Consider the following 24052-nt stretch of genomic DNA (forward strand, 5'->3'; position numbering starts at 1 on the left):
TGCGCCAGTCTGTGCAACGACGATCGAGCAGCTACGCTCAAGATATCCGCAACCAGAGTGCCTAGCGCCCCCGCTGCTGACAAGGCGCGCGGCGCCGGGCTGCTCGACCCATCGGCGCGAGGTACCACCATGAAGATCTCGGAACTGGTCAATCACTGGGAGAAGGACGCCAAGGGCGCACTGAGTCCGGTGCAGTACAGCATCCCGCTGGATATCGAAAGCGCCGCGCGGCTGGCGGCGCTCGCGGAGATGTATCCCAAGCGCAGCACCGAGGCACTGCTCGGCGAACTGGTCAGCGCCGCGCTGGAAGCGGTGGAGAGCAGCCTGCCGTATGTGCGCGGCAGCCAGGTGATCGCCACCGACGAGCAGGGCGACCCGATCTACGAAGACGTCGGACCGACACCGCGCTTCCTTGCCCTTTCGCGCAAGCATCTGCAACGGATGCAGCGCGAGCAGTCGTCGCCGGCGAACTGATTTCGCCTTGCCCAAACCCTCTCCCAGGCGGCCCGTCGCGGCCGCCGCACGCTCTGGCATCGCATTCCGACGGAACGATTAGCGCTAGCGGCCCTCACAAAAACATACCCGGCAGTCAGCAGTCATGGCCCACGAGGCGTGCCCGCCGGGTGATGAACCATTCGCACGTGTTAGGCGATTCCAATGGAGAGAGCCCATGAAGACAGAAACCTCAACGCCCGCTTCGCGCATTCATCTGCCCAAGCTTGCCGCCGTCGCGCTGGGCAGCCTGCTGCTCACGGCCTGTGCCGGCAACCCGCCGAAAGAGCAGTTCGCGGTGACCGAATCGGCCGTGCGCAGCGCCGTCAGCGCTGGCGGCCCGGAGTATGCCGCGGTGGAAATGCGCGCCGCGCAGGAGAAGTGGAAGGAAGCTGAGCTGGCCATGCAGAAGGAGGACTTCGAACGCGCGCGCATCCTCGCCGAGCAGGCCGAGTGGGATGCCCGCGTGGCCGAGCGCAAGGCAGAGGCGGCCAAGGCGCAGAAAGCCGTCGAGGACGCCGAGCAGGGAATCAACGAGTTGCGCGAAGAAGGTATGCGCAACGTCCAGTGATTCCGGTCATGACCGTCGCCCCATTCTCAGCAAAAGGATGAAACCATCATGCACAAGCTCGTTACCCTTCCGACCCTGCTGGCGCTGAGCATCGGCCTGGTGGCCTGCGCCAACCAACCCAATCCGCAGCTGGAGAAAGCCCGCAGCAGCTTCTCGTCGCTGCAAGCCGACGCCCGCGCCTCCAAGCTCGCCGCGCTGGAAACCCAGGATGCCGGCAAGGCGCTCGATCAGGCCAATAAGGCGTACCTCGACGATGCCGACGAGAAGCAAGTCGATCAGCTCGCCTATCTCGCCCAGCGCCGCATCGAGGTGGCCGAACAGACCATTGCCCTGCGCACCGCCGAGGCGGATCTGGAAAAAGCCTCGGCGCGCCGTGCCGAAGCCCGCCTGGAATCGCGCGAGGCGGAAATCCGCAAGCTGCAGGAGAGCTTGCAGGCCAAGCAGACCGAGCGCGGCACCCTGGTGACCTTCGGCGATGTGCTGTTCGACTACGACCGCGCCGAACTGAAGCCCGGCGGCATGCGCAGCGTGCAGAAGCTGGCCGACTTCCTCAACGAAAACCCCGAGCGCAAGGTGATCGTCGAGGGCTATACCGACAGCAACGGCTCGGACGCCTACAACCTGAGCCTGTCCGAGCGACGCGCCAACGCCGTGCGCATGGCGCTGGTGCAGATGGGCGTCGATCCGCAGCGCGTCGTCAGCCACGGCTACGGCGAGGACTATCCGGTGGCGAGCAACAGCACCTCGTCAGGGCGCGCCATGAACCGTCGCGTCGAGGTGACCATCTCCGACGATGACCGGCCGGTCGCACCGCGTTCCTCGATGCGCTGAACACCGCAGCCAGCGACCGCAGCCGCGATGGCTGCGGTCTTCAGGCGTCCAGCAGGCGCCGGTAGAGTTCCTCCTGCTCGGCGGAAAACGCCACCAGCAGCACCTCCCGCACATGCACCGCAGCAACCAGCCCGCTGCGCAACTCTGTCACGGCGATTCGCGCCGCTGCCTCCAGGGGATAACCGTAGATTCCGCAGCTGATTGCCGGAAAGGCGACGCTGTGGAGCTGATGCTGCTCGGCCAGCGCCAGGCTGTTGCGGTAGCACGCGGCCAACTGCTCGGGCTCGCCCTGCGCACCGCCCTGCCAGATCGGGCCCACGGTATGAATGATGTAGCACGCCGGCAGGCGGAAGCCCGGCGACAGCCGTGCCTCACCGACCGCGCAGCCGCCCAATTCGCTGCAGTATTCGCGCAGCTGCGGGCCGGCAGCCCGATGGATCGCGCCATCTACGCCACCGCCGCCCAGCAGCGAGCGGTTGGCGGCATTGACAACGGCGTCCACCGCCAGTGCGGTGATATCGCCGCGCCAGACGCGGAGCGTCACTGCGCCGCGCCAGCCGGCGGCGGTGCGTCCATGCAGCGCACCGCACGCTTCTTGTTATCTACCAGCACACCGGTCAGGCCCTTCTGCTCGGTATCGAACAGCACCAGCACACCGTCGAGACACTGTGCGACCTGGGTCGCGGGCTTAAGCGACACCCGATAATCCTCGCCGGGAACGGTCTTGAGCATGGTGTAGTCGGCCAGAAGCAGCGCGTCTTCCGGCTTGGCGACGTGTACGTAGCCGTAATAGGACAGCACCGCAACGGTGCCGGCTACGCTACCGATGGCAGTGAGAATCAGCGGAATGACATTGCGTTCGGACATCTCGGCCTCGTCGAAACAAAAGGAGTGCATTGTGGCAAATTCGCCGGACGGCGGCGCGGATCAGTCGCCGCCCGCCCGTGTCTCGCCGCGGGCCTGCCAGGTCGCCGCGTAGACACGCTCGGCCAGCCGCGAGAACGGCAGGCTCTGGATCCAGACGCTGCCGGTGCCCTTGAGGGTGGTCAGCAGCAGCCCCTCGCCGCCGAACAGCATGCTCTTCAGGCCACCGGCAAGCTGGATGTCGTAATCGATGCCATCGCTGAAAGCGACCAGGCAGCCGGTATCCAGGCGCAACGTTTCGTCTTTCAGTTCCTTGCGAATCACCGTGCCGCCGGCATGCAGGAACGCCAGCCCGTCGCCTTCCAGGCGCTGGAGGATGAAGCCCTCACCGCCGAAGAAACCGGCGCCGATGCGCTTGCTCAAGGCGATGCCGACCCGGGTACCGTAGGCCGCGCAGAGAAAGCTGTCTTTCTGGCAGGTCAGCCGGCCGCCGAGAGCGGCGAGGTCCACCGGCACTACCGTGCCCGGATAGGGCGCAGCGAACGCCACCCGCGCCTTGCCCTTGCCGCTGTTGGTGAAGTGGGTGAGGAACAGCGACTCGCCAGTGAGCATGCGCTTGCCCATGCCCCACAACTTGCCGAGTACACCGCTGGCCGAGCCGTCCCCCATGCGCGCCTCGAAGCGCACGCCTTCGGTCATATAGTTCATCGCACCGGCCTCGGCGATCACCGTCTCACCGGGGTCGAGAATGATCTCCACGCTCTGTGCGGACTGACCGAGGATGTCGTATTCGAGCTGATGGCTGGGCATGAAAGTCACCTGCAATTGGTTGCGCCGGGTGGATCGCACCGCACCGATCCACCGCTCTGGCGGAGGGGAGCGCTGGCTGCGTCAGAGGATGTTGGCGTAGTCCGCTTCGATGCGATCCAGGCTCAGGTGATTGAGGAAGTTGGAGAAGCACATCCACGCCGACAGCGCGTTGAGGTCCTGGAACTGTTGCGGCAGATAGCGCGGCGGCACCACCATCCCCTCGTCCACCAGCTGGCGCAGGGTGCGCATGTCCTCCAGCGTGGTCTTGCCGCAGAACAGCAGTGGGATCTGCTCCAGCTGGCCCTTGCGCACCGCAAGCTGGATGTAGTTGTAGATCATGATGAAGCCCTTCAGGTAGGACAGGTCCTTGGTGAAGGGCAGGCCATCGGGCGTCGAGCCGCGGAACACGCGACTGGCATTGCTGTAGCACTCGTCGTCTGCATAACCCTGCTCGCGGAAGAAGGCGAACACATCGAGGAAGTCGGCACCGTCCTCTGCCATGTGAATGGCGCGCGTGCGATTGGTGAGTTTGCGCAGACGGGTCGGATAGGAGGCGAAGGCAATCACCTCCATCAGGATCGCCAGGCCTTCCTGGGTCACGGTGGAAGACGGCGGCCCCTTGGCGAGAAAGGTACAGATCGGCTGATTGAGTCCATTGAGTGTGGTGCCGACGTGCACCAGCCCCTCGTGGACTTCCAGCGCGCGCACGTCGCGCTCGTTGAACAGCGCATCGCTGCGGATCTTGATGTAGTCAGCGCCGGCCGCGGCATCGGCGAGGATGCCATCGGACTCGAACACGCGGATCACGCCCTCGCCCTCGCCGAACACCGCATCGAGGCGCTTCTGCAGCAGGGCGACCGCCTGCTTGGCGTCCAGCGTCTTGGGTTCGTCCTTCAGGTCGCTGCGATCGGCGATGTTGTTCAGGTAATCGGAAAGCATCAACCCGAGGTCGGCGAGGGTCGGGTCACCGGCGTGGAAGGCATCGGATGCGGCCCCGTAGAGTTCCTGCGAGATCATGCCGAAGTCCGGCGTGCCTCGCGCCTCGAGCATGCGGATGACCATGCGGTATTCGCGGCACATGCGCCGCATGATCTGCCCGACCGGATTGAACTGGCCGAGCTGGCGCGTGATGTCGCGCTCGATATCCTGGAATTCCTGCTTCTTCGCACCGGAGTCGTAGGCCAGCGGCCGTGCCTCGTAATAGCCGCGGTCCACCGGCGGCAGCTGGCGCCCTCCGGTCGCGAAAAATGCCTGGCGAATACTGTCGTCCCACTTCACCGCATCGAGCACGCGCACCGGAGTCTGCGCATCGACGATACGATCGGACAACGCGCGCACGATCGTCTGATATTCATCGAGATTGTTGCGGTTATTCATCCAGACCTCGCCAGCGAAGGATCGTAGCGTTCAGGTTAGACGCGCGCCGGTGTCGCGGCTGGCGGAGCGCCCCGCGCACGGCGCAGCACTCCCGTCGGCATCAACGGGAGCGCCGCCCGGATCAGACTTCCGGGCGCATGTGCGGGAAGAGAATCACGTCGCGGATCGACGGCGAGTTGGTCAGCAGCATCACCAGGCGGTCGATACCAATGCCCTCGCCCGCGGTCGGCGGCATGCCGTATTCCAGCGCGCGGACGAAGTCGGCGTCGAAGTGCATGGCCTCGTCGTCACCGGCATCCTTGTCCGCCACCTGGGCGTGGAAACGCTCGGCCTGGTCTTCGGCATCGTTAAGCTCGGAGTAGGCGTTGGCGATCTCGCGACCGCCGATGAACAGCTCGAAGCGGTCGGTGACGTTCGGGTTGCGATCGTTGCGGCGGGCCAGCGGCGAGACCTCGAAGGGGTACTCGGTGATGAAGGTCGGCTGCTCCAGCTTGTGCTCGACCAACTCCTCGAAAATCATCACCTGCAGTTTGCCCAGACCCTCATGGCCGAGCAGCTTGGCACCGGCCTTCTTGGCGATGGCCCGGGCCTTTTCCAGATCGTTGAGATCGGAGGCCGAGATTTCCGGGTTGAACTGGAGGATCGAATCGAACACCGACAGTCGCGCGAACGGCTCACCGAAATGGAACACCTTGTCGCCATAGGGCACGTCGGTAGTGCCGAGTACGGCCTGGGCCAGCTCGCGGAACAGCTCCTCGGTCAGGTCCATGTTGTCTTCGTAGTCAGCGTAGGCCTGGTAGAACTCGAGCATGGTGAACTCGGGGTTATGCCGGGTCGAAACGCCTTCGTTACGGAAGTTGCGGTTGATCTCGAACACACGCTCGAAGCCACCGACCACCAGGCGCTTCAGGTACAGCTCCGGCGCAATGCGCAGGAACATCGGCATGTCCAGCGCGTTGTGGTGGGTCTCGAACGGCTTGGCTGCGGCACCACCGGGAATGGTCTGCAGCATCGGAGTTTCCACTTCGAGAAAGTCGCGCTCGCGCAGGAACTGACGGATGTGCGCAATCACCTGCGAGCGCACGCGGAAGGTCTCGCGCACCTCGTCGTTCATGATCAGGTCGACGTAGCGCTGGCGGTAACGTTGCTCGGTGTCGGTCAGACCGTGGAACTTGTCCGGCAGCGGACGCAACGACTTGGTCAGCAGGCGCACGCTGTTCATGTAGACGTACAGGTCGCCCTTGCCGGAGCGTGCCAGGGTGCCTTCGGCGGCGATGATGTCGCCGAGGTCGAAGTGCTTGACCGCTTCCAGCTGCTCGGCCGGCAGAATCTTGCGGTCGACGTAGACCTGGATGCGCCCGCTCATGTCCTGCAGGACCATGAACGCGCCACGATTGAGCATGATGCGCCCGGCGACCTTGACCGGAATGGCGGCCGCTTCCAGCTCCTCCTTGGTCTTCTCGGCGTACTGTTTCTGCAGATCGCCTGCATAGCTGTCGCGACGGAAGTCATTGGGGAAGGCATTGCCCTGCTCGCGCACGGCAGCAAGCTTTTCCTTGCGCAGGGCAATCAGCTTGTTTTCTTCCTCTTGGATGGCGTGCTGGTTCAGCGGTTGTTCGCTCATTGCGGGTCGTCCCGGTCAAATCGTTTCAATGGGGTGCTTGCGGCTTGAGGCTTGCAGCTGCTCTCAGAGCCCCTGTTTCAGGCTGGCTTCGAGGTATCCGTCGAGGTCGCCGTCGAGCACCTTCTGGCAATCGCTGCGCTCCACGCCAGTACGCAGATCCTTGATGCGCGAGTCGTCGAGCACGTAGGAACGGATCTGGTGACCCCAGCCAATGTCCGACTTGCTGTCTTCCAGCGCCTGGGAGGCGGCGTTGCGCTTCTGCATTTCCAGCTCGTACAACTTGGCCCGCAGCATCTTCATGGCGGTGTCCTTGTTGGCGTGCTGGGAACGTTCGTTCTGGCAGGCCACCACGGTATTGGTTGGCACGTGGGTGATACGCACCGCCGAGTCGGTGGTGTTGACGTGCTGACCACCGGCGCCGGAGGAGCGGTAGGTGTCGATGCGCAGGTCGGCCGGGTTGATCTCGATCTCCACCCTGTCGTCGATCTCGGGCGATACGAATACCGCCGAGAACGAGGTGTGGCGACGGGCGCCGGAGTCGAACGGACTCTTGCGCACCAGGCGGTGCACACCGATCTCGGTGCGCAGCCAGCCGAAGGCGTATTCGCCCTTGATATGCACGGTGGCACCCTTGATGCCGGCGACTTCGCCCTCGGACAGTTCGACGATCTCGGCATTGAAGCCACGCTTGTCGGCCCAGCGCAGGTACATACGCAGCAGGATGTTGGCCCAGTCCTGCGCCTCGGTACCGCCGGAGCCAGCCTGGATATCGAGGTAGCAGTTGTTCGGGTCCATCTCGTGGCTGAACATGCGGCGGAACTCGAGCTTCTCGAGAATTTCGCGCAGGCGTTCCAGCTCGGCGGCGATGTCATCCACCGCGCCCTGGTCGTCTTCTTCGACGGCCATGTCGAGCAGGTCGCGCGAGTCGGTCAGGCTGCCGGTGAGGTCGTCGATGGTCTCGACGATCTGCGCCAGGGTGGCGCGCTCACGGCCCAGATTCTGCGCGTATTCGGGGTTATTCCAGACGTTCGGATCTTCGAGTTCGCGGTTTACTTCGACGAGACGATCATGCTTCTGATCGTAGTCAAAGATACCCCCGAATGGACTGGGTGCGGTCGGACAGGTCCTTGATGCTGTTGAGGATCGGGTTGATTTCCATGGTGGGCAGCACTCGCAATCGGACGTTTCGAAAAGCCGGCGATTATAAACCCAGCGGGCGTGCGCTGACAGCCCGCCGGGACGAACCGGATGCGAGACACTTGCCGATGGTCCGCGCGCGCCGCCGACTCAACCGGCGACCGCGCGCACCTGGCTCTCCAGCTCCGCCTTCAGCTGCGGCGCGAGCTTGAGCTGCCGCGCCAGCTCCTCGAGGTAGGCACGCTCCATGAAGTGTTCTTCGTCGACCATCAGCACACTGGCCAGATACATCTCGGCTGCCATTTCCGGCGTCTTCGCCGCGACGGCGACCTCGGCCGGGTCGAGCGGCTTGTTCAGCTCGGCATCCAGCCAGCGCTGCAGCTCGCCATCGTCGGTCAGCTTGGCCACTTCGGCATCAATCAGCTGACGCTCGCGGGCGTCGATATGCCCGTCGGACTTCGCCGCCGCCACCAGCGCCTTGAGAATCGCCTGGCTGTGCTCTTCGACCTGCGCTGGCGGCAGACGGTCGACGGTCTGCGGCGGCTGTTGCGGCGCGTCGGCCTGTTGCGCCTGCCAGTTGCTGTAGGCCTTGTAGGCCAACACGCCGAGCGCGGCCAGGCCGCCATAGGTCACGGCCTTGCCGCCGAACTTGCGGGCCTTCTTGTTACCCAGCAGCAGGCCGATCGCGCCGGCCGCCAGGGCACCACCACCGGCACCGGACAGCACGTTGCCGAGCGAACCGCCCGCGCTTCCACCCAGCAGATCGCCCAGCCCACCGGCAGCGGGTTTGCCGCCGGCCGCCGGGGTCTGCGGCTTGTTCAGCAGGTCCTGCCCTGCCTTGAGCAGTTGATCGAGAAGGCCACTGGTTTTCATCGACATACCTTTGAATGAGAAAAGATGGATGCGGCGGACGATCGCTCAATCGAGCGCGTCGGGCAACTGGCGGATCGGCGTGTCGCGGTGGGCGGCGCGCACGTATTGCGCAGGCCACGGCACCGCGCGATCGCCCAGATACTCGGCGGCGTGCAGTGGCCAGTACGGGTCACGCAGCAGCTCGCGGGCCAGCAGGATCAGATCGGCCTGACCGGTACGCAGGATGTGCTCGGCCTGTACCGCTTCGGTGATCATGCCCACGGTACCGGTGGCGATACCGGCCTCTTTGCGCACGCGCTCGGCGAACTGGGTCTGATAGCCCGGGCCGACCGGAATCTCCGCATTGGCCGCAGTACCGCCGGACGAAACATCGATCAGGTCGACGCCCACTTCCTTCAGGCGCTGCGCCAGCTTCACGGTTTCATCCGGGTTCCAGCCGTCCTCCACCCAGTCGGTCGCCGAAAGCCGCACGAACAGGGGCAGCTCCCGCGGCCAGACCTCGCGCACCGCCGCGGTGACTTCCAGCAACAGGCGGATACGGTTCTCGAACGAACCGCCATAGCGATCCTGACGCTGATTGGATAGCGGCGAGAGAAACTGATGCAGCAGATAGCCGTGCGCAGCATGGACCTCGGCGATCTTGAAGCCGGCAGCCAGCGCGCGCTCGGCGCCGGCGACGAACGCCTGCACCACCTCGGCGATGGCGGCCTCGTCCAGTGCGGTAGGTACCGCGTGCTCCGGCGAGAAGGCGATGGTCGACGGCCCCACCGGAATCCAGCCGCCCTCGGCGACCGGCACACTGCCGTGCTTACCGAGCCAGGGCCGCCAGGTACTCGCCTTGCGCCCGGCGTGCGCCAGCTGCACGCCAGCGACCGAACCCTGTGCCTCGATAAAACGGGTGATACGGCGCAGCGGCTCGACGTGCTCGTCGGACCAGATGCCCAGGTCTTCGGGGGATATCCGTCCGTCTGACGTCACCGCCGTTGCCTCGATGATCACCAGTCCGGCGCCGCCGACGGCGCGACTGCCGAGATGCACGAGGTGCCAGTCATTAGCCATGCCGCCCTCGGCCGAGTACTGGCACATCGGCGAAACGGCGATCCGGTTGGGCAACGTCAGCTGGCGCAGGGTAAGCGGCTGGAATAGCTGGGACATGGCGGCCTCGACTGTCGAAATTTCGGTTTGGACAGTATTCAGTAGAGACTGTTTCCGCGCCCCTGCCCAGCCCCGACAGCCAGAATACGCCGCCGATCAGGCTGCGCTCACCTGCACCGGCACACCATTGAGCGCCGCGTTGCCGGAGACATCCAGCGCCTGTTCGTCGGTCAGATCGTTGCTGCTGACACCCGGCTGTTGCGCGGCGACGGCCAGCTGCACACCCACGCGGGCATGGCCCCAGCCGTGCGGCAGGCTGACCACGCCCGGCATCATTTCGTCGCTGCCGAGCACCTCCACCTCGACCGCACCCACGCGCGCGCGAACCCGCACGCGCTGACCATCGTGCAGCTGGCGCGCCGCCATGTCGGCCGGATGCATCAGCAGCTGGTGACGCGGCTTGCCCTTCACCAACCGCGGGTAATTGTGCATCCAGGAATTATTGCTGCGCACATGGCGACGGCCGATCAGCAGCAACGCATCGGCTGGCGCCTGCGGCTGGCGGGCGAAGCGCTGCAGGTCTTCCACAAGCAGCGGCGGCGCTGCCTGGATGCGCTGGTTCGCCGTCTTCAGACGACGCGCGAGGTTTGGCTTGAGCGGCCCGAGGTCCAGCCCGTGCGGATAGTCCTCGAGCGCCGCCAGGCTCAGTCTGCGCTCGGAGCGATCGCCGTAGGGACCGTGACGCAACGCCAGGTCGATCATCTGCTGCGGCGCCAGCGTCGGTTTCAGCTCGACGCCGGTACGCGCCGCATAGGCCTTGGCCAGTCCGACGAAGATTTCCCAGTCGTCCAGCGCGCCGTCAGGCTTGGCCAGCACCGGCCGGTTGAAGCGCGTGACATTGCGCACGGCGAGCAGGTTGAAGGTGCTGTCGTAATGATCGTGCTCCAGCGGCGCGGTCGGCGGCAGGATGAGATCGGCGTAGCGCGTGGTTTCGTTGATGTAGAAGTCGACGCTGAGCATGAATTCCAGGCCGTCGAGCGCCTGCTCCAGCTTGCGCCCGTTGGGCGTGGAGAGCACCGGGTTGCCGGCCACGGTGATCAGCGCACGCACCTGCCCGTCTCCGGGCTCGAGCATCTCCTCGGCCAGCGCCGCCACCGGCAGTTCGCCGCCGTACTCCGGCAGTTGCGAAACCCGGCTGCGCCAGGCCGCGAAGTGTCCGCCGGTGGTGCTTTCCACCAGATCCACCGCAGGCTCCGTGCACAAGGCGCCACCAACTCGGTCGAGATTGCCGGTGACCAGATTGATCAATTGCACCAGCCACTGGCACAGGCTGCCGAATGCCTGGGTCGAGACGCCCATGCGGCCGTAGCAGACCGCCTTGTCCGCGGCGGCGAAATCCCGCGCCAGTTGGCGGATCGTCTCGGCAGGCACACCGCAGCGCGCGCTCATCGCCTCGGCGCTGAACGGCGCGATGGCCGCGCGCACCTCGACGAGGCCGTCCACCGGAAGCGGTGTGGCGCGTGTCAGCCCTTCCTCGAACAGCGTGTTGAGCAGACCGAACAGCAGCGCCGCGTCCTGTCCCGGACGTACGAACAGATGGCGGTCGGCGATCGCCGCGGTCTCGCTGCGGCGCGGATCGACCACCACCAGCGTGCCGCCCCGTGCGCGCAGCGTCTTGAGGCGCTTTTCCACGTCCGGCACGGTCATGATGCTGCCGTTTGAGGCCAGCGGATTGCCGCCGAGGATCAGCATGAAATCGGTGTGATCGATATCCGGCACCGGCAACAGCAGGCCGTGGCCGTACATCAGGTAGCTGATCAGGTGATGCGGCAGCTGGTCGACCGAGGTTGCGGAGAAGCGGTTGCGCGTCTTCAGCAGGCCGAGGAAATAGTTGCTGTGGGTCATCAGCCCGTAGTTGTGCACGCTCGGATTGCCCTGGTAGACGGCTACCGCGTTGCTGCCATGACGTTCGCGAATCTCGGCGAGCCGTTCGGCGACCAGGGCGAACGCGTCGTCCCATTCGATCGCCTGCCACTGCGTGCCCTGCCGGCGCATCGGTCGGCGCAGGCGGTCGGGATCGTGCTGGATATCCTGCAGCGCCACGGCCTTGGGGCAGATATGGCCCCGGCTGAACGGATCGAGCGGATCGCCCTTGATCGAGAGGATGCGCTCGACTTCGGTCTGGATGGTCAGGCCGCAGATGGCTTCGCACAGGTGGCAGGCACGGTGATGGACGGTCGTCTCGCTCATTTCGGTTTCCCGCATGACGCTGTTGTTGTCCCGCCACTGTAGGCGCGGGCAGCACGCGCAACAATCGAACGTCTGCGGAGAAATGGCGCTGGATTCAGCCGGCCAATCGGCGACGACCGGACGGTCAGCGCGCGGCGATGTGCGCGACCAGCAGCTGCACGCTTTCCTGGCCGCGGTATTCGTTGACGTCCAGCTTATAAGCCAGCTCCGCCCAGCGCACCGTCGGGTTCGGCCAGAGTTCACGGTCGATATTGAAGGCGATGCCGTCCAGGGTCAGCGCACCGCACTCGCTCCTGAGTACCAGCTTGAGGTGACGCTCGCCGACGATGCGCTGCTGCACCAGCTGGAACACCCCGTGAAACATCGGCTCGGGGAAATGCTGGCCCCAAGGCCCGGCGTTGCGCAGTGCGCGCGCCAGTTCCAGATGGAACTCCTCGATGCTGAGCTGGCCATCGGTCAGCAGCCGACCGGTCAGATCGTCCTCGTTGAGCTGGCGGCGCACTTCGGCGTCGAACGCGGCGGCGAAGGCGCCGAAATTTTCCTGCGGCAGCGACAGTCCGGCCGCCATCGCGTGGCCGCCGAACTTGCTGATCAGCCCCGGATGTCGCGCCGCTACCGCATCCAGCGCGTCGCGGATATGAAAGCCCGGCACCGAGCGTGCCGAGCCCTTGAGCTGGCCGTCGCCCGCATCGGCGAAGGCGATGGTCGGCCGGTGATAACGCTCCTTCAGCCGCGACGCGAGAATGCCGATCACGCCCTGATGCCAGTCCGGTTCGAACAGGCACAAGCCGAACGGCAGATCCTCCAGCGGCAGATCCTTGAGCTGCGCCAGCGCCTCGCGCTGCATGCCCTGCTCGATGCTTTTGCGGTCCTGATTGAGCTGATCGAGCTGGGTCGCCATGTCGCGCGCCAGCGCCTCGTCCTCGCAGAGCAGGCACTCGATGCCCAGGCTCATGTCATCCAGCCGCCCCGCGGCGTTCAAGCGCGGGCCGAGGATGAAGCCCAGATCGGTCGAGGTGATGCGCCGATGATCGCGCCCGGCGACTTCGAGAATTGCCCGCAACCCCGGCCGCGCCCGCCCGGCACGAATCCGCGCCAGCCCCTGATGCACGAGGATGCGGTTGTTGGCATCCAGCGGTACCACGTCGGCGACGCTGCCCAGCGCCACCAGATCGAGCAGCTCGGCCAGATTCGGCTCGCTCCAGCCGTTGCGCGCGAACCAGTCCAGCTCGCGCAGCCGCGCGCGCAGTGCCAGTAGCACATAGAAGATCACCCCCACACCGGCCATGCATTTGCTCGGGAAGGCGCATTCGGGCTGGTTCGGATTGACGATCGCATCGGCCGCCGGCAGCTCGTGACCCGGTAGATGGTGGTCGGTCACCAGCACCCGGAGCCCGGCTGCCTTGGCCGCCGCGACGCCTTCGACGCTGGAGATGCCGTTGTCCACGGTCACCAGCAGATCGGGCTCGCGCTGTAGCGCCACGGCGACGATTTCCGGGGTGAGGCCGTAGCCGTACTCGAAGCGATTGGGCACCAGATAGTCGACATGCGCCGCGCCCAGCTGGCGCAGGCCAAGCACGCCGACCGTGCTCGCAGTGGCGCCATCGGCATCGAAATCACCAACGAAGAGGATGCGCTGGCGCTTATCCAGCGCCTCGACCAGCAACTCGACTGCACGGTCGATGCCCTTGAGCTGGTTGTAGGGAATCAGCCGCGCTAGCGCCTTATCCAGCTCGCTGGCCGAGCGCACGCCGCGCGCCGCATACAGACGAGTCAGCAGCGGCGGCAGATCGCCGAGTTCGGGCAGGATTTCAGGTAAAGGGCGGGGTTCGATGCGCATCGGCTGGCTTTCCGGTCACGGCTCTTCGGCACGGGCGCCGGAGAAAATCGGCGCAAAAGCATACAGCAATGCGCCGTCGGCAGGCCGCCAATCGCGGTTCAGCCGACCGGCGCCGCTCAGCGCTCGCCCAGCAGCCACTCCAGCGACACCTCGAACTGGCCACGCTCGTCGGTGATGAACAGCGTGCCATCGCTGATCATCACGCCCCATTGCAGGCTGCGCGGCAGATCCTTGACCAGTGCGGCAAGCGATTCGGAATCCACGGCAACGATGGACAGGTTCTTCAGGTTGCGCACGGCGTCCACCACCTTGCCCTGCCACACGCGCAGATTGCCGTAGGCCACCAGGCTGGTGCGTTCGGCACGGCGTGAGCACCAGGTCAGACGCTCGGCGTCCGGCTGCCCGACCTCGATCCAGTGCAATACGCGCCCATCGAGACTCTTCTCCCAGAGCGCCGGCTCGTCCACATCGGACAGCCCCCGACCGAACGCCAGCTGCTCGCTGTACCAGAGCGCATAGGCGATCAGGCGCACACCGAGGCGCTCCTCGGTCTCCGAGGGATGCCGGGCGACGGTGAAACGCAGGTTCTCGTACACCCCGCGATCCAGATCGGTGAGATTCAGTTCCACCTTGTACGGCGTGGCTTGCAGGGCCATGAGCGGCCTCCGGTTGGAAAAAAAGGCGCGCAGTTTATCGCAAAGCCCGTAGAGGTCGCGCCGGTCCCGATAGTGAATGAAGGTTGAAGCTACCGGACAGATGGACTTTGACAATCATTCTCATTCTGTTTAGCATCGCACCATCCAACAGGCTCAACGGGTATTGCTCATGTACGTTTGCCTTTGCCAGGGTGTCACCGACGGTCAGCTTCGCGAAGCCATCTACGAAGGCTGCTGCAGCTACCGTGAAGTACGCGAGGCCACCGGCGTCGCCAGTCAGTGCGGCAAATGCGCCTGCGTGGCCAAGCAAGTCGTGCGCGAAACCCTCGGCGAGCTCCAGACCGCTCAAGCCGCCCTCGCCTATCCGGCCAGTTTCGCCCCCGCCTGAACGGCAACCAATCCTCCAAGCCGGGCCATTGCCCGGCTTTTTTATGCCCGCAAATCAAGACATTACTCACCCGATGCATGATGAAAGCATTCGCATTCAGGTTTAGCCTTTTGCATTCAATGGCTTAGGTTTGACAGCCCCCGGCATCGTGGCCAGACTGCCGCAACAACTCACCTTCTCAGGCAGGGCTAGAACATGAAAGGCGACAAGCTAGTCATCCAGCACCTCAACAAGCTTCTCGGCAACGAACTGGTCGCCATCAACCAGTACTTTCTGCATGCGCGCATGTACGAGGACTGGGGGCTGGAGAAACTCGGCAAGCACGAGTACGAAGAATCCATCGACGAGATGAAGCATGCCGACAAGCTGATCAAGCGCATCCTCTTCCTCGAAGGTCTGCCGAACCTGCAGGATCTGGGCAAGCTCCTGATCGGCGAAAACACCCGCGAGATGCTCGAATGCGATCTCAAGCTGGAACAGGGCGGCCTGCAGGACCTCAAGGAGGCCATCGCCTACTGCGAGAGCGTCGGCGACTACGGAAGCCGCGAACTGCTGGAAGACATCCTCGAATCAGAGGAAGAGCATATCGACTGGCTGGAAACCCAGCTGGGGCTGATCGACAAGGTGGGCCTGGAAAACTACCTGCAGTCGCAGATGGACGACTGATCCGACCGCACCGCAGTCGCAACAAAAAACGCCATGCCCCGACCGGGACATGGCGTTTTTCTTTATCGGTTCCCGAAAGCGGACACCTGCTGGAGATGCCCGTCTTTCAGCCGATCGCTCAGGCTTCGCTCTTGCCGACAGCCGACTTGATCAGCGTCTGCAGCTCGCCCTTCTCGAACATTTCCAGAATGATGTCGCTGCCACCGACCAGCTCACCGTTCACCCACAGCTGCGGGAAAGTCGGCCAGTTGGCGTACTTCGGCAGGTTGGCGCGGATTTCCGGGTTCTGCAGGATGTCGACGTAGGCGAACTTCTCGCCACAGCCCATCACCGCCTGGGTAGCGCGGGCAGAGAAGCCACACTGCGGAGCGTTGGGGGAGCCTTTCATGTACAGCAGCACCGGGTTGTTGGCGATCTGCTCTTTGATGGTTTCGATGATGTCCATGGGGTACCTCGGCTAGACGGTTGCCGGGCATTGTACCGGAACTGCATCGCGAAAGCCGAGTGGCGAACTCGGCTTTTAGCAGGCCGCTCCAGCAGGCCGAGCGGCACAGCGGCGGCGCTCCAGCCGCCTGGCGGCGAATTTGCGCCAGTCCGCGATTTGTGGATAAGATCGCGCCTTCCCCGTTTCGTCGCGTCACCGTGCGACTCCTGTCGTCGGTCCCCGTTTTCCCTGGAAAAAGCCACGGATCACGGTCTGCGACATGCAAGGTAGTTGATATGAGCGCACGGCACTTTCTCTCGTTGATGGACTGCACGCCCCAGGAGCTGAACAGCCTGGTACGCCGCGGCATCGAGCTGAAGGAACTGCGCGAACGCGGCGTGCTGTTCGAGCCATTGAAGAACCGCGTGCTGGGCATGATCTTCGAGAAGGCCTCGACCCGTACCCGGTTGTCGTTCGAGGCGGGCATGATCCAGCTCGGTGGCCAGGCGATTTTTCTCTCCCCGCGCGATACCCAGCTTGGCCGCGGAGAGCCGATCGGCGACTCGGCAATCGTCATGTCGCGCATGCTCGACGCCGTGATGATCCGCACCTTCGCTCACTCGACCCTGACCGATTTCGCCGCGCACTCGCGCGTCCCGGTCATCAACGGCCTGTCCGACGACCTGCATCCGTGCCAGCTGCTGGCCGACATGCAGACCTTCCACGAGCACCGCGGCAGCATCGCCGGCAAGACGGCAGCCTGGATCGGTGACGGCAACAACATGTGCAACACCTATATAGAGGCGGCGATCCAGTTCGATTTCCAGCTCAACATCGCCTGCCCGCAGGGTTACGAGCCGGATGCGGCGTTGCTTGCGCAGGCCGGCGAGCGTGTACGCATTACCCGCGACCCGCGCGAAGCGGCGGCCGGTGCGCATCTGATCAGCACCGACGTCTGGGCCTCGATGGGTCAGGAAGACGAGGCTGAGGCCCGCCTCGCCACCTTCCGCCCCTACCAGGTCGATCGCGCCCTGCTCGACTGCGCGGCGGCCGATGTGCTGTTCATGCACTGTCTGCCGGCACACCGTGGCGAGGAAATCAGCCAGGATCTACTCGACGATCCGCGCTCGGTCGCATGGGATCAGGCGGAGAACCGCCTGCACGCGCAGAAGGCCCTGCTCGAATTCCTCGTCGAACCGGCTTATCGCCACGCATGAGGCACGAGCCGCTATTGCTCCTGCGCGACCTGGCCTGCGGCTATGGTGCGCAGCGCGTCGTGCAGAACCTCAACCTGCACCTGAATCGCGGCGACATCGGCTGCCTGCTCGGCCCTTCCGGCTGTGGCAAGACCACCACCCTGCGTGCCATCGCCGGTTTCGAGCCGGTCCATCAGGGTGAGATCCGACTGGGCGAGACGGTCATCTCCCGCGCCGGCTTCACCCTCGCCCCGGAGAAGCGCCGGATCGGCATGGTCTTCCAGGACTATGCGCTGTTCCCGCACCTGACGGTCGCCGAGAACATCGCCTTTGGCATCCGCAAACACCCGGAACGCCAGCGTATCGTCGAGGAAATGCTCGAACTGGTGCACCTTTCCACGCTTGGCCGGCGCTATCCGCACGAACTCTCCGGCGGCCAGCAGCAGCGCGTCGCCCTGGCCCGCGCCCTGGCGCCGGAGCCTGAATTGCTGCTGCTTGACGAGCCGTTTTCCAACCTCGATGTCGAGTTGCGCCGACGCCTCAGCCACGAAGTGCGCGACATCCTCAAGGCACGTGGCACCAGCGCGATCCTCGTGACCCACGATCAGGAAGAAGCGTTCGCCGTCAGCGATCAGGTCGGCGTCTTCCATGATGGTCGGCTGGAACAGTGGGACACCCCCTTCAACCTCTACCACGAGCCGCTCACACCTTTCGTCGCCAGCTTCATCGGCCAGGGGTATTTCATTCGCGGTCAGCTGATCGACCCGGAAACGGTGCAAACCGAACTTGGCGTGATTCACGGTAACCGCGCCTATACCTGGCCAGCCGGCAGCTCGGTGGACGTACTGCTGCGTCCGGACGACATCGTCTACAGCCCGAACAGCCCGCTACGCGCGCTCATCATCGGTAAGACGTTCCTCGGCGCCTCGACGCTCTATCGCCTGCAGCTGCCGACCGGCAACCAGTTGGTGACCATCTTCGCCAGTCACGATGACTACCTCACCGGCCAGGAAGTCGGCATCGCCATCGCCGCCGACCACCTGGTGGTGTTTCCTGCCCAGGGCAGCATCGACGCCCGGGAGACCCTGCCCTTCGCCGCAGCGCCGCTCTAGGCCTACGGCTTACCGATACCGCGACGACTGAGGAATCGGCTCAGCGGTCCGCGCAACCACCGAGCATCACTTCTGCCGGCGCAGGCGAAAGAATTCGCGCAGCATTTCGCCGCATTCCTGCGCCAGCACGCCGCCCTCGACCAGCACCCGGTGGTTGAGAAATTCTTGCGCGAAGAACTGCCCGCGGCTAACCACCACGCCGGCCTTCGGCTCGGTGGCGCCGTACACCACGCGCTGAATGCGCGCGTGCACGATCAGCCCGGCGCACATGCTGCACGGCTCCAGCGTCACGTACAGCGTGCTGCCCGGCAGCCGGTAGTTCGCCACGGCCTGCGCGGCATCGCGGATGGCGACCATCTCAGCGTGGGCGCTGGGATCATGGCGGGAGATCGGGCAGTTGAAGCCACGCCCGACGATCTGTCCGTCCTGCACCAGCACGGCACCCACCGGCACCTCGCCCAGCGCCGCGCCCTGTTCTGCCAGCGCCAGCGCCTCGCGCATGAAATGCGCGTCCTGGCTGCGATCGATGATTGGCGTTTTCTTCATGAGGTGAGAACCGTGCGCTGGACTAGACCACTTCGATCGCGGCCATCAGCCCGGTTTCCATGTGGTCGATGACATGGCAGTGGAACATCCACACGCCCGGATTATCCGCCACCAACGCGATGCGAGCCGTTTCGTTGCGGCCGAGCAGGAACGTGTCGGTGAACCAGGGATCGATCTTCCGGCGATTCGAGGAAAGCACCTTGAAGGCCATCCCGTGCAGATGAATCGGATGCTGGTATTGGCTGAGGTTGCGCAGCTCGAAGATGTAGTGACCGTTGCGTTTGAGCGTCGCGATCGGCCGCTCGGCACAACTTTTGTCATTGATATCCCATGCCTGGCCATTGATCTGCCAGAACGTGTAGGCGCCGCCCTGCTCGGTATCGGCCGACAGGTTGCCGGCCCACTCGAAGTTGAAGCGCAGCGTCTCGGCCCGTTGCAACTCCGGCTCCGACAGCGGATTGGCCGGCAGCGCCGGCGGCCAGTCGACGCTCGCCTCGGCGTGGGCGACCGCGCGCAGCGTCGCCAGACGCAAGGGCCCGTTGCGTAGCGACAACTGCGTACCCGCCGCCGGCACGCGCAGCGCCAAGTCGATGCGCATGCCAGGGCCGAGCCAGTATTCCTTGCCCAGCGGCCGAGGCGTGATCGGATGGCCGTCCAGCGCATAGATGCGCGCCTCGCCGTTCGGCAGATTCAGTCGATAGGTCAGGGTATTGTCGAGGTTCAGCACGCGCAGTCGCACGACCTGCCCGGCCGGCAGATCGAGTACCGGGGCGTGCCGGCCGTTCACCGTCGACAGCACGCCGGGCGTACCACCGCGGGCCGCCTCGCGCGGCACGCTGAACTCGGTGAATGCGCCCTGCTTGTCGACGTGCCAGCTCTTCAGGCTCAGCGTGCGTTCGTGGCGAAAACCACTCGGCTCACGCTCCTCGACGATCAGCGGGCCGACCAGTCCACGCCCGAGTTGCTCGCTGCTGGTGGTGTGCGGGTGATACCAGAAGCTGCCGGCATCGTGCAGCTGGAAGCGATAGTCGAAGAACTCGCCGGGCAACACCGGCAGCTGCGACACGTAGGGCACGCCGTCCATCTCCAGCGGCAGGCGAATGCCGTGCCAGTGGATGGTGGTGGGCTGCGGCAGGCGATTGATGAAGCGCACCCGCAACCAGTCGCCCTGGCGGCCGCGCAGCTCCAGGCCCGGCGCCTGGCCGCCGTAGGCCCAGGCGGGCGTGGCATGCCCAGGCACCAGCTCGACATCCAGCGGCGCGGCGATCAGCTCGTAATCGTGCGTGGTGACATCGGCAGGCCGTCCGAGCCAATAACGCACGCCGCCAATACCGGCACCGGCGACGCCCAGTCCAACCAGGCCGGTGAGTACCTGTCTGCGGGTGAACAGCATGAGCCCGTATCCCTTGCGATGAAAACGGCATAGTTTCTCATTAACGCACGGGGTTGCGCGACCGCGGCAGCTGCGTCTTCGCCGTCGCCACACCGACCGGCAGGCACTCGTCACCGCCCCGGAGACAGCAATGGATGTCGCACCGCTTGCCGACTTCCCCCACCAGCGTGCTGGCCCCGCTTCCACGACAGGTTCCTGCGGCACAACGATATCTGACGCCCTGACCCCGGACAGCCAACCCCAGCGGTCGAATTGATTTGCCCGCGTCAGAAAACCGAAAGCCCGCAGTTACGCGGGCTTTCGGGCTTTGCTGTCAGTCAGTGCCGGTCGCTGCCGGGCGCCCGATCATTCCCACTCAATTATCAACGAGAAGGCCGTAAACCGCATAAATGCTGGGCCTCCAGCTCAAGCCCCTTGAGAACAGGCGTCATATTTACCGTCCATCGGGAAATGTGCTCGGCCCTGTCGCTTGAGAGGGCGACGTTTGCAATGGTCGCAGACACGCAACACCTTGGCCAGCGCTCGTAGACTGCGTGACCGTAAGCGGCTCGGGGGCGCGGTACTGCAGAATGGCAGAGGCAACCGACACGGTAAGCGCCAGGATGGCCAGCCAGACGGTCCAGATGTGGCGCGCCCGCTGCTCATTCTGCCGTGCCAGCTCGGCAGCCAAGTATGGGATGTTAACGACGTGCTTGTCCGTCCCGACCTTAAGCTCGAACAACGATGCAGCAACCAACGTCGAGTTGTTCGGGTCACGCACGCGCAGCCGGTGCGCCAGGTCGTAGTAAAGCCGACCGAACAGCATGTCGGCGTTCATACCCAAGGAAGACGCGACAGCGCGGACGTCGATAGGGATCATGGGTCTCCCGTCGCCTGCGTTGACCTTGGTTATGAAGTCCTCTTTGTACAGATCGTGGACCGCTTCGAGCACTTCGCGGTCGGTGTGAACGTGGCCTGTCATGCCCCAGCGCACACGGCGCTGCGCCCATTTGATCGCCCGCCATCCTTTCATGCCGCCCCCGGCTCCGTTGCGAAGCCGGGAGTTATAGCGCAATGGCGGTGCAATTACCTACGCCCCAGGGCGCCGAGTGGATCGTAGCCTCGGCGCTTGTCGCCGCGCGGCGTGCTCGCATACGGGTTGTACTCGCGGCGCTGGTCGTTCCGCTCCAGATGCTCCTGCCCCGGCACGGTCAGCGCCACCGGCACAGCGAAGGTGACGGCCAGGGCGTCCGCCGAGTCGGGCGAGGCCAAGCCGCGCGCCTTCATCGACTCCTTCTTCTCCAGCAGGATCGCGTCGGCGGCGTTGTAGCCGTATTCCACCGCGCACAGGTCCGTCGCCAGTCCCTCGTCGCGCGGGATCGCACCACCGGCCAGCCATTCGCGCATCAGGCCCCAAATCTCCGCGCGCCGGTTGGCCCAGCGGCGCGGGTCCAGCGCCCTCGATCCGAACTGCACCTCGTTCACGTCGAAGCCGACCGACCGCAGCCGGTCAATCACTCCGCCGCCCACGCCGCCGCCGTCCACGTTGATGATGACGCTATGTCCAGCACCGCGCAGAAAGTTCGCGTGCTCAGCCACTCGCGCGGCCAGGGTCATCGTGTCCACACCCTGCAGGCGGATCGGAGGAATGTCCCGCGCGTTCCTCCCCTGCCGGGTCCAGATGACCGAGGCGTCGCCGCCGAAGCGGGCCGGGTCAACGCCGAGAATGACGGGCTGGAAACGCTCGATCTCGACCTCCCGCACCTGGGCGTCGTTGACCAGCTCGCGCCCGATGAACTGCAGGCTGCTGGCGCTCGGGAACTGGCCGAGCACGCGGACCTTCACGAAGTCGGAGCCGATGCCGTAGTCGTCGATCCACTCCTGAATCTGGTTCTTGTTGGTGATCTGGCAACTGCGGCTGTCGATCTGCCGGCTGTGCCAGCGGTGCCGCTGGCCGTTGAACGCCTCGAAGAAGCGCCCGCTGTTCCGGGTCGGGTTGCCGAAGGCATAGACGTGCGGCTCGCCGTCGGTCAAACCGCCCTCCAGAACCTCCCAAATCGCAGCCGGGATAGCGGACGCCTCGTCGAGCACGTAGAAGGCCGTCGAGTCGGCGGCGTGCAGGCCGGCGAAGCTCTCGCTGTTCTCCTCCCGGCACGTCTGCGCATCGCAGCGCCAGGACTCAGCGAAGCCCTTGGCCGTCATCCGCATGGACCCCTTGCCGGTCGTCACGTCGAACCATGCGCAGAACACGCTGCGCTTCGTCCACTTGCCGATCTCCGCCCAGGTCTTCGATTCGAGCTGCGGGGCGGTGTTGGCAGTGACCACGCCGCGCGCGTTCGGACGGGTGGACATGATCCAGTTGACCAGCCAGGCGGTAATCGCAGACTTGCCGATACCGTGGCCGGAGCTGATGGCCTCGCGGATCGCGTCCACCGCGTTGCGCCCATCGAAGCCGCGAGCGCGCACCGAGTCGCCCAAGTGCTCCAGCAGCTCGCACGCCCACGCATCCGGCCCGTGCTCGCTGTCGTAGATCAGCCTCCACCGTTCGGGCAGCTCAACGACGGCCAGCGAGCGGTCGCGCGTCCAGTCATAGGCGAACAGCACAAACTCTAGCGGTTTGTCGTACAGGTAGCCTGCCATTGCCGGCAGTGCCGTGGCAGGGTCGATTGCCGGCGTCTGCTCCCCACGTGGGCGCCCTGGCAGCACGTAGCCAATGCGCAGCCAGCCGCGCGCAATGCGCCCGGTGGCGTTGTCGCCCTCGGCCAGTTCCTGCAGCTCGTCGCGGGTGTGCGTCGGCGCAGGGCCAACGGTACGGGCGTGCAGGATCTGCTGGCGCAGGTCGCCCGTGCCCGCCGATGCCTTCGCCGCCTCCAGGGTCGCCAGCCGGCGCTCGAATGCTTGCACGCTCATACCAGGCCCTCCGCGTCGTAGCGGTCGCCCAGCAGTGCCGCCACACCGGGGCGGGGCTTGCCTTCCTCGATGGCGCGCAAGCGCCGCTCGTGCTCGTCCAGCACCACGGCCTTTCCGTAGGTGTCCAGCATCCGCAGCAGCTTGTCGCCGGCCTCGGCGCTGATCTGCCCCCCAGCCACTGCGGCCAGGATGGCTGTCGCCTTCGCCTGCAGGGTCGGCGCATCGGCCAGCCCCGGCACGACTACCTTCTCGGCCTCGGGCCGTGGCGCTGGTGCCAGTCGCTCCAGGCACAGGCGCAGCGACTGCGGGTCGCCGGCCTTGGCCAGTTCGACGGCCTTCGCAATGATCTCGGCCTTGTGCGGCTCGATCAGCGCACGCACCTGCTCGGCAGCGCTGGGGCCTTGCCCCTTCGGCCTGCCGGGGCTGCGGGGCGCGTGCCCTGGGATAAATAGCCCGCCCTCGGCGCGCTGTACTTCACTGGTCAATGTGCTGCTCCTCATGCTGCTGCACCGGCACGCGACGCATGATCGTGCGCTGGGCCGGCACGTTGCGGCGGTCGCCGACGGCCCAATGCCGCGCGGTCCACTCGCTCACGCCCAAGGCCTCGCCGATGGCTCGATAGGTCAAGCCCTGGGCGCGCATCTCGCGCGCTCGGGCCGGTAGGGTGTCGTCGTGTTTCGCGTTGGGATGGCTGGCGCCGACGGGGTGCCCCGTCGCGTTGCAGGCAAGCGCAACAAGCCGGGTCGGAACGTAGCCGGTGCCGTTATTTCCTCGGCGCACGGGGCGCTCTCCAGCGCATTGGCGTCTGCGCGCGTATCTCGTACCGGCAAATCTTCGCTATCAGCGACTTGCTCACCGGAAACCAGTCCAAGAGCCGGTCGTAGGACGCGCCGTGCTCCTCGTGCAGTTCGCGGATCGAGTCCACGTCTCGGTTGCTCAGCTTCGCGTTGCAGTGATCCTCACCAATGCGCAGATTCAGCTCGTTCACCGCCACCATGCGCTTTGCCATTCGCTCACC

26 protein-coding genes are annotated in these 24052 nt (G+C 65.2%); 7 read left to right on the plus strand and 19 right to left on the minus strand.

Features of this window, described 5'->3' with window-relative positions; genetic code table 11:
* The first annotated feature begins 129 nt into the window (after nucleotides 1-129).
* The 3 genes from HU825_RS17295 to HU825_RS17305 all read left to right on the plus strand — a co-directional run bounded on the left by HU825_RS17295 (nucleotide 130) and on the right by HU825_RS17305 (nucleotide 1894).
* Entirely contained in the window at nucleotides 130-474 is a 345-nt protein-coding gene (locus HU825_RS17295) for a hypothetical protein (RefSeq protein ID WP_043297256.1), read from the plus strand.
* A 196-nt stretch (nucleotides 475-670) separates the two neighbouring features.
* Nucleotides 671-1063 carry a DUF4398 domain-containing protein gene (locus tag HU825_RS17300; RefSeq protein WP_043297257.1) on the plus strand — a complete coding sequence of 131 codons (393 nt, stop codon included), beginning with the start codon at nucleotides 671-673 and terminating at the stop codon, nucleotides 1061-1063.
* Nucleotides 1064-1111: 48 nt separating this feature from the next.
* A complete protein-coding gene (locus HU825_RS17305) occupies nucleotides 1112-1894 on the plus strand; it encodes a lipotoxin F family OmpA-related lipoprotein LptF (protein WP_043297258.1) in 783 nt (260 codons plus the stop codon).
* Nucleotides 1895-1934: 40 nt separating this feature from the next.
* Here the strand turns inward: HU825_RS17305 and HU825_RS17310 are convergent, their stop codons facing one another.
* The 11 genes from HU825_RS17310 to HU825_RS17360 form a co-directional block, all read right to left on the minus strand.
* The gene (locus HU825_RS17310; protein ID WP_077682943.1) at nucleotides 1935-2438 is read right to left on the minus strand and encodes an O-acetyl-ADP-ribose deacetylase; all 504 of its coding nucleotides are present in this window, start codon (nucleotides 2436-2438) and stop codon (nucleotides 1935-1937) included.
* On the minus strand, nucleotides 2435-2761 hold the full coding sequence (locus HU825_RS17315; protein WP_043297260.1) for a PA3694 family proteiin: 327 nt from the start codon (nucleotides 2759-2761) through the stop codon (nucleotides 2435-2437). The genes HU825_RS17310 and HU825_RS17315 overlap by 4 nt, the downstream gene beginning before the upstream one ends.
* Nucleotides 2762-2821: 60 nt before the next feature.
* Nucleotides 2822-3568 (minus strand): TIGR00266 family protein, encoded by a 747-nt coding sequence (locus HU825_RS17320; protein ID WP_054093306.1) that lies wholly within the window; start codon nucleotides 3566-3568, stop codon nucleotides 2822-2824.
* Nucleotides 3569-3649: 81 nt separating this feature from the next.
* Complete coding sequence (locus tag HU825_RS17325; protein WP_043297262.1) at nucleotides 3650-4945, minus strand: flavohemoglobin expression-modulating QEGLA motif protein; 1296 nt, start codon at nucleotides 4943-4945, stop codon at nucleotides 3650-3652.
* Between the two features lie 121 nt (nucleotides 4946-5066).
* Complete coding sequence (lysS, locus tag HU825_RS17330; RefSeq protein WP_043297263.1) at nucleotides 5067-6569, minus strand: lysine--tRNA ligase; 1503 nt, start codon at nucleotides 6567-6569, stop codon at nucleotides 5067-5069.
* 63 nt (nucleotides 6570-6632) lie between these two features.
* Nucleotides 6633-7728, minus strand: a protein-coding gene (gene prfB, locus HU825_RS17335) for a peptide chain release factor 2 (RefSeq protein WP_139346429.1) whose coding sequence is annotated in 2 segments (ribosomal slippage) — nucleotides 6633-7655 and nucleotides 7657-7728 — 1095 coding nt in all. Because the reading frame shifts where the segments join, the coding sequence is not laid out codon by codon here.
* Nucleotides 7729-7856: 128 nt separating this feature from the next.
* Nucleotides 7857-8579: a tellurite resistance TerB family protein gene (locus HU825_RS17340; protein WP_043297265.1), complete on the minus strand. Its 723-nt coding sequence runs from the start codon at nucleotides 8577-8579 to the stop codon at nucleotides 7857-7859.
* Nucleotides 8580-8624: 45 nt separating this feature from the next.
* A complete protein-coding gene (locus HU825_RS17345) occupies nucleotides 8625-9734 on the minus strand; it encodes an NADH:flavin oxidoreductase/NADH oxidase (RefSeq protein WP_043297266.1) in 1110 nt (369 codons plus the stop codon).
* Nucleotides 9735-9830: 96 nt separating this feature from the next.
* Nucleotides 9831-11924, minus strand: coding sequence for a molybdopterin oxidoreductase family protein (locus HU825_RS17350; protein WP_234302563.1), 2094 nt, complete (start codon nucleotides 11922-11924; stop codon nucleotides 9831-9833).
* A 124-nt stretch (nucleotides 11925-12048) separates the two neighbouring features.
* Nucleotides 12049-13764, minus strand: coding sequence for a single-stranded-DNA-specific exonuclease RecJ (gene recJ, locus HU825_RS17355; protein WP_077682938.1), 1716 nt, complete (start codon nucleotides 13762-13764; stop codon nucleotides 12049-12051).
* A 116-nt stretch (nucleotides 13765-13880) separates the two neighbouring features.
* Entirely contained in the window at nucleotides 13881-14420 is a 540-nt protein-coding gene (locus HU825_RS17360; protein WP_003289283.1) for a YaeQ family protein, read from the minus strand.
* A 169-nt stretch (nucleotides 14421-14589) separates the two neighbouring features.
* Here HU825_RS17360 and HU825_RS17365 point away from each other — a divergent pair, with 169 nt between their 5' ends.
* Nucleotides 14590-14808 (plus strand): bacterioferritin-associated ferredoxin, encoded by a 219-nt coding sequence (locus HU825_RS17365; RefSeq protein WP_008570411.1) that lies wholly within the window; start codon nucleotides 14590-14592, stop codon nucleotides 14806-14808.
* 195 nt (nucleotides 14809-15003) lie between these two features.
* Complete coding sequence (gene bfr / locus HU825_RS17370) at nucleotides 15004-15474, plus strand: bacterioferritin (protein WP_008570412.1); 471 nt, start codon at nucleotides 15004-15006, stop codon at nucleotides 15472-15474.
* Nucleotides 15475-15592: 118 nt separating this feature from the next.
* Here bfr and grxD read toward each other — a convergent pair whose 3' ends face one another.
* Nucleotides 15593-15919, minus strand: a complete 327-nt coding sequence (gene grxD, locus HU825_RS17375; RefSeq protein ID WP_008570413.1) for a Grx4 family monothiol glutaredoxin — start codon at nucleotides 15917-15919, stop codon at nucleotides 15593-15595.
* A 275-nt stretch (nucleotides 15920-16194) separates the two neighbouring features.
* Here grxD and argF point away from each other — a divergent pair, with 275 nt between their 5' ends.
* Nucleotides 16195-17115, plus strand: coding sequence for an ornithine carbamoyltransferase (argF, locus tag HU825_RS17380; protein WP_008570414.1), 921 nt, complete (start codon nucleotides 16195-16197; stop codon nucleotides 17113-17115).
* On the plus strand, nucleotides 17112-18206 hold the full coding sequence (locus HU825_RS17385) for an ABC transporter ATP-binding protein (protein WP_077682936.1): 1095 nt from the start codon (nucleotides 17112-17114) through the stop codon (nucleotides 18204-18206). Before argF ends, HU825_RS17385 begins: the two co-directional genes overlap by 4 nt.
* A 66-nt stretch (nucleotides 18207-18272) precedes the next feature.
* Here HU825_RS17385 and tadA read toward each other — a convergent pair whose 3' ends face one another.
* From tadA to HU825_RS17420, 7 genes are all read right to left on the minus strand, one after another.
* On the minus strand, nucleotides 18273-18752 hold the full coding sequence (gene tadA, locus HU825_RS17390; RefSeq protein WP_054093316.1) for a tRNA adenosine(34) deaminase TadA: 480 nt from the start codon (nucleotides 18750-18752) through the stop codon (nucleotides 18273-18275).
* A 22-nt stretch (nucleotides 18753-18774) separates the two neighbouring features.
* Nucleotides 18775-20145, minus strand: a complete 1371-nt coding sequence (locus HU825_RS17395) for a multicopper oxidase family protein (protein WP_234302564.1) — start codon at nucleotides 20143-20145, stop codon at nucleotides 18775-18777.
* Nucleotides 20146-20578: 433 nt separating this feature from the next.
* Nucleotides 20579-21157 (minus strand): hypothetical protein, encoded by a 579-nt coding sequence (locus tag HU825_RS17400; RefSeq protein WP_102893968.1) that lies wholly within the window; start codon nucleotides 21155-21157, stop codon nucleotides 20579-20581.
* A gap of 53 nt (nucleotides 21158-21210) precedes the next feature.
* A complete protein-coding gene (locus HU825_RS17405) occupies nucleotides 21211-23034 on the minus strand; it encodes a terminase (RefSeq protein WP_180984402.1) in 1824 nt (607 codons plus the stop codon).
* Nucleotides 23031-23519, minus strand: coding sequence for a hypothetical protein (locus HU825_RS17410; RefSeq protein WP_146032307.1), 489 nt, complete (start codon nucleotides 23517-23519; stop codon nucleotides 23031-23033). The genes HU825_RS17405 and HU825_RS17410 overlap by 4 nt, the downstream gene beginning before the upstream one ends.
* Nucleotides 23509-23814: a hypothetical protein gene (locus HU825_RS17415; RefSeq protein ID WP_146032306.1), complete on the minus strand. Its 306-nt coding sequence runs from the start codon at nucleotides 23812-23814 to the stop codon at nucleotides 23509-23511. The genes HU825_RS17410 and HU825_RS17415 overlap by 11 nt, the downstream gene beginning before the upstream one ends.
* Nucleotides 23798-24043 carry a hypothetical protein gene (locus HU825_RS17420; protein ID WP_102893966.1) on the minus strand — a complete coding sequence of 82 codons (246 nt, stop codon included), beginning with the start codon at nucleotides 24041-24043 and terminating at the stop codon, nucleotides 23798-23800. The genes HU825_RS17415 and HU825_RS17420 overlap by 17 nt, the downstream gene beginning before the upstream one ends.
* Nucleotides 24044-24052: the final 9 nt, after the last annotated feature.

This window comes from Pseudomonas phenolilytica (assembly GCF_021432765.1).
GTDB classification, from domain to species: domain Bacteria; phylum Pseudomonadota; class Gammaproteobacteria; order Pseudomonadales; family Pseudomonadaceae; genus Stutzerimonas; species Stutzerimonas phenolilytica.

Bases quoted from the DNA above. Each gene is read 5' to 3' on its own strand.
- HU825_RS17295 (WP_043297256.1), top strand. From the start codon at position 130: ATGAAGATCTCGGAACTGGTCAATCACTGGGAGAAGGACGCCAAGGGC.
- HU825_RS17300 (WP_043297257.1), top strand. From the start codon at position 671: ATGAAGACAGAAACCTCAACGCCCGCTTCGCGCATTCATCTGCCCAAG.
- HU825_RS17305 (WP_043297258.1), top strand. From the start codon at position 1,112: ATGCACAAGCTCGTTACCCTTCCGACCCTGCTGGCGCTGAGCATCGGC.
- HU825_RS17315 (WP_043297260.1), bottom strand. From the start codon at position 2,761: ATGTCCGAACGCAATGTCATTCCGCTGATTCTCACTGCCATCGGTAGC.
- HU825_RS17320 (WP_054093306.1), bottom strand. From the start codon at position 3,568: ATGCCCAGCCATCAGCTCGAATACGACATCCTCGGTCAGTCCGCACAG.
- HU825_RS17325 (WP_043297262.1), bottom strand. From the start codon at position 4,945: ATGAATAACCGCAACAATCTCGATGAATATCAGACGATCGTGCGCGCG.
- lysS (WP_043297263.1), bottom strand. From the start codon at position 6,569: ATGAGCGAACAACCGCTGAACCAGCACGCCATCCAAGAGGAAGAAAAC.
- HU825_RS17340 (WP_043297265.1), bottom strand. From the start codon at position 8,579: ATGAAAACCAGTGGCCTTCTCGATCAACTGCTCAAGGCAGGGCAGGAC.
- HU825_RS17345 (WP_043297266.1), bottom strand. From the start codon at position 9,734: ATGTCCCAGCTATTCCAGCCGCTTACCCTGCGCCAGCTGACGTTGCCC.
- HU825_RS17350 (WP_234302563.1), bottom strand. From the start codon at position 11,924: ATGAGCGAGACGACCGTCCATCACCGTGCCTGCCACCTGTGCGAAGCC.
- recJ (WP_077682938.1), bottom strand. From the start codon at position 13,764: ATGCGCATCGAACCCCGCCCTTTACCTGAAATCCTGCCCGAACTCGGC.
- HU825_RS17360 (WP_003289283.1), bottom strand. From the start codon at position 14,420: ATGGCCCTGCAAGCCACGCCGTACAAGGTGGAACTGAATCTCACCGAT.
- HU825_RS17365 (WP_008570411.1), top strand. From the start codon at position 14,590: ATGTACGTTTGCCTTTGCCAGGGTGTCACCGACGGTCAGCTTCGCGAA.
- bfr (WP_008570412.1), top strand. From the start codon at position 15,004: ATGAAAGGCGACAAGCTAGTCATCCAGCACCTCAACAAGCTTCTCGGC.
- grxD (WP_008570413.1), bottom strand. From the start codon at position 15,919: ATGGACATCATCGAAACCATCAAAGAGCAGATCGCCAACAACCCGGTG.
- argF (WP_008570414.1), top strand. From the start codon at position 16,195: ATGAGCGCACGGCACTTTCTCTCGTTGATGGACTGCACGCCCCAGGAG.
- HU825_RS17385 (WP_077682936.1), top strand. From the start codon at position 17,112: ATGAGGCACGAGCCGCTATTGCTCCTGCGCGACCTGGCCTGCGGCTAT.
- tadA (WP_054093316.1), bottom strand. From the start codon at position 18,752: ATGAAGAAAACGCCAATCATCGATCGCAGCCAGGACGCGCATTTCATG.
- HU825_RS17395 (WP_234302564.1), bottom strand. From the start codon at position 20,145: ATGCTGTTCACCCGCAGACAGGTACTCACCGGCCTGGTTGGACTGGGC.
- HU825_RS17400 (WP_102893968.1), bottom strand. From the start codon at position 21,157: ATGAAAGGATGGCGGGCGATCAAATGGGCGCAGCGCCGTGTGCGCTGG.
- HU825_RS17405 (WP_180984402.1), bottom strand. From the start codon at position 23,034: ATGAGCGTGCAAGCATTCGAGCGCCGGCTGGCGACCCTGGAGGCGGCG.
- HU825_RS17420 (WP_102893966.1), bottom strand. From the start codon at position 24,043: ATGGCAAAGCGCATGGTGGCGGTGAACGAGCTGAATCTGCGCATTGGT.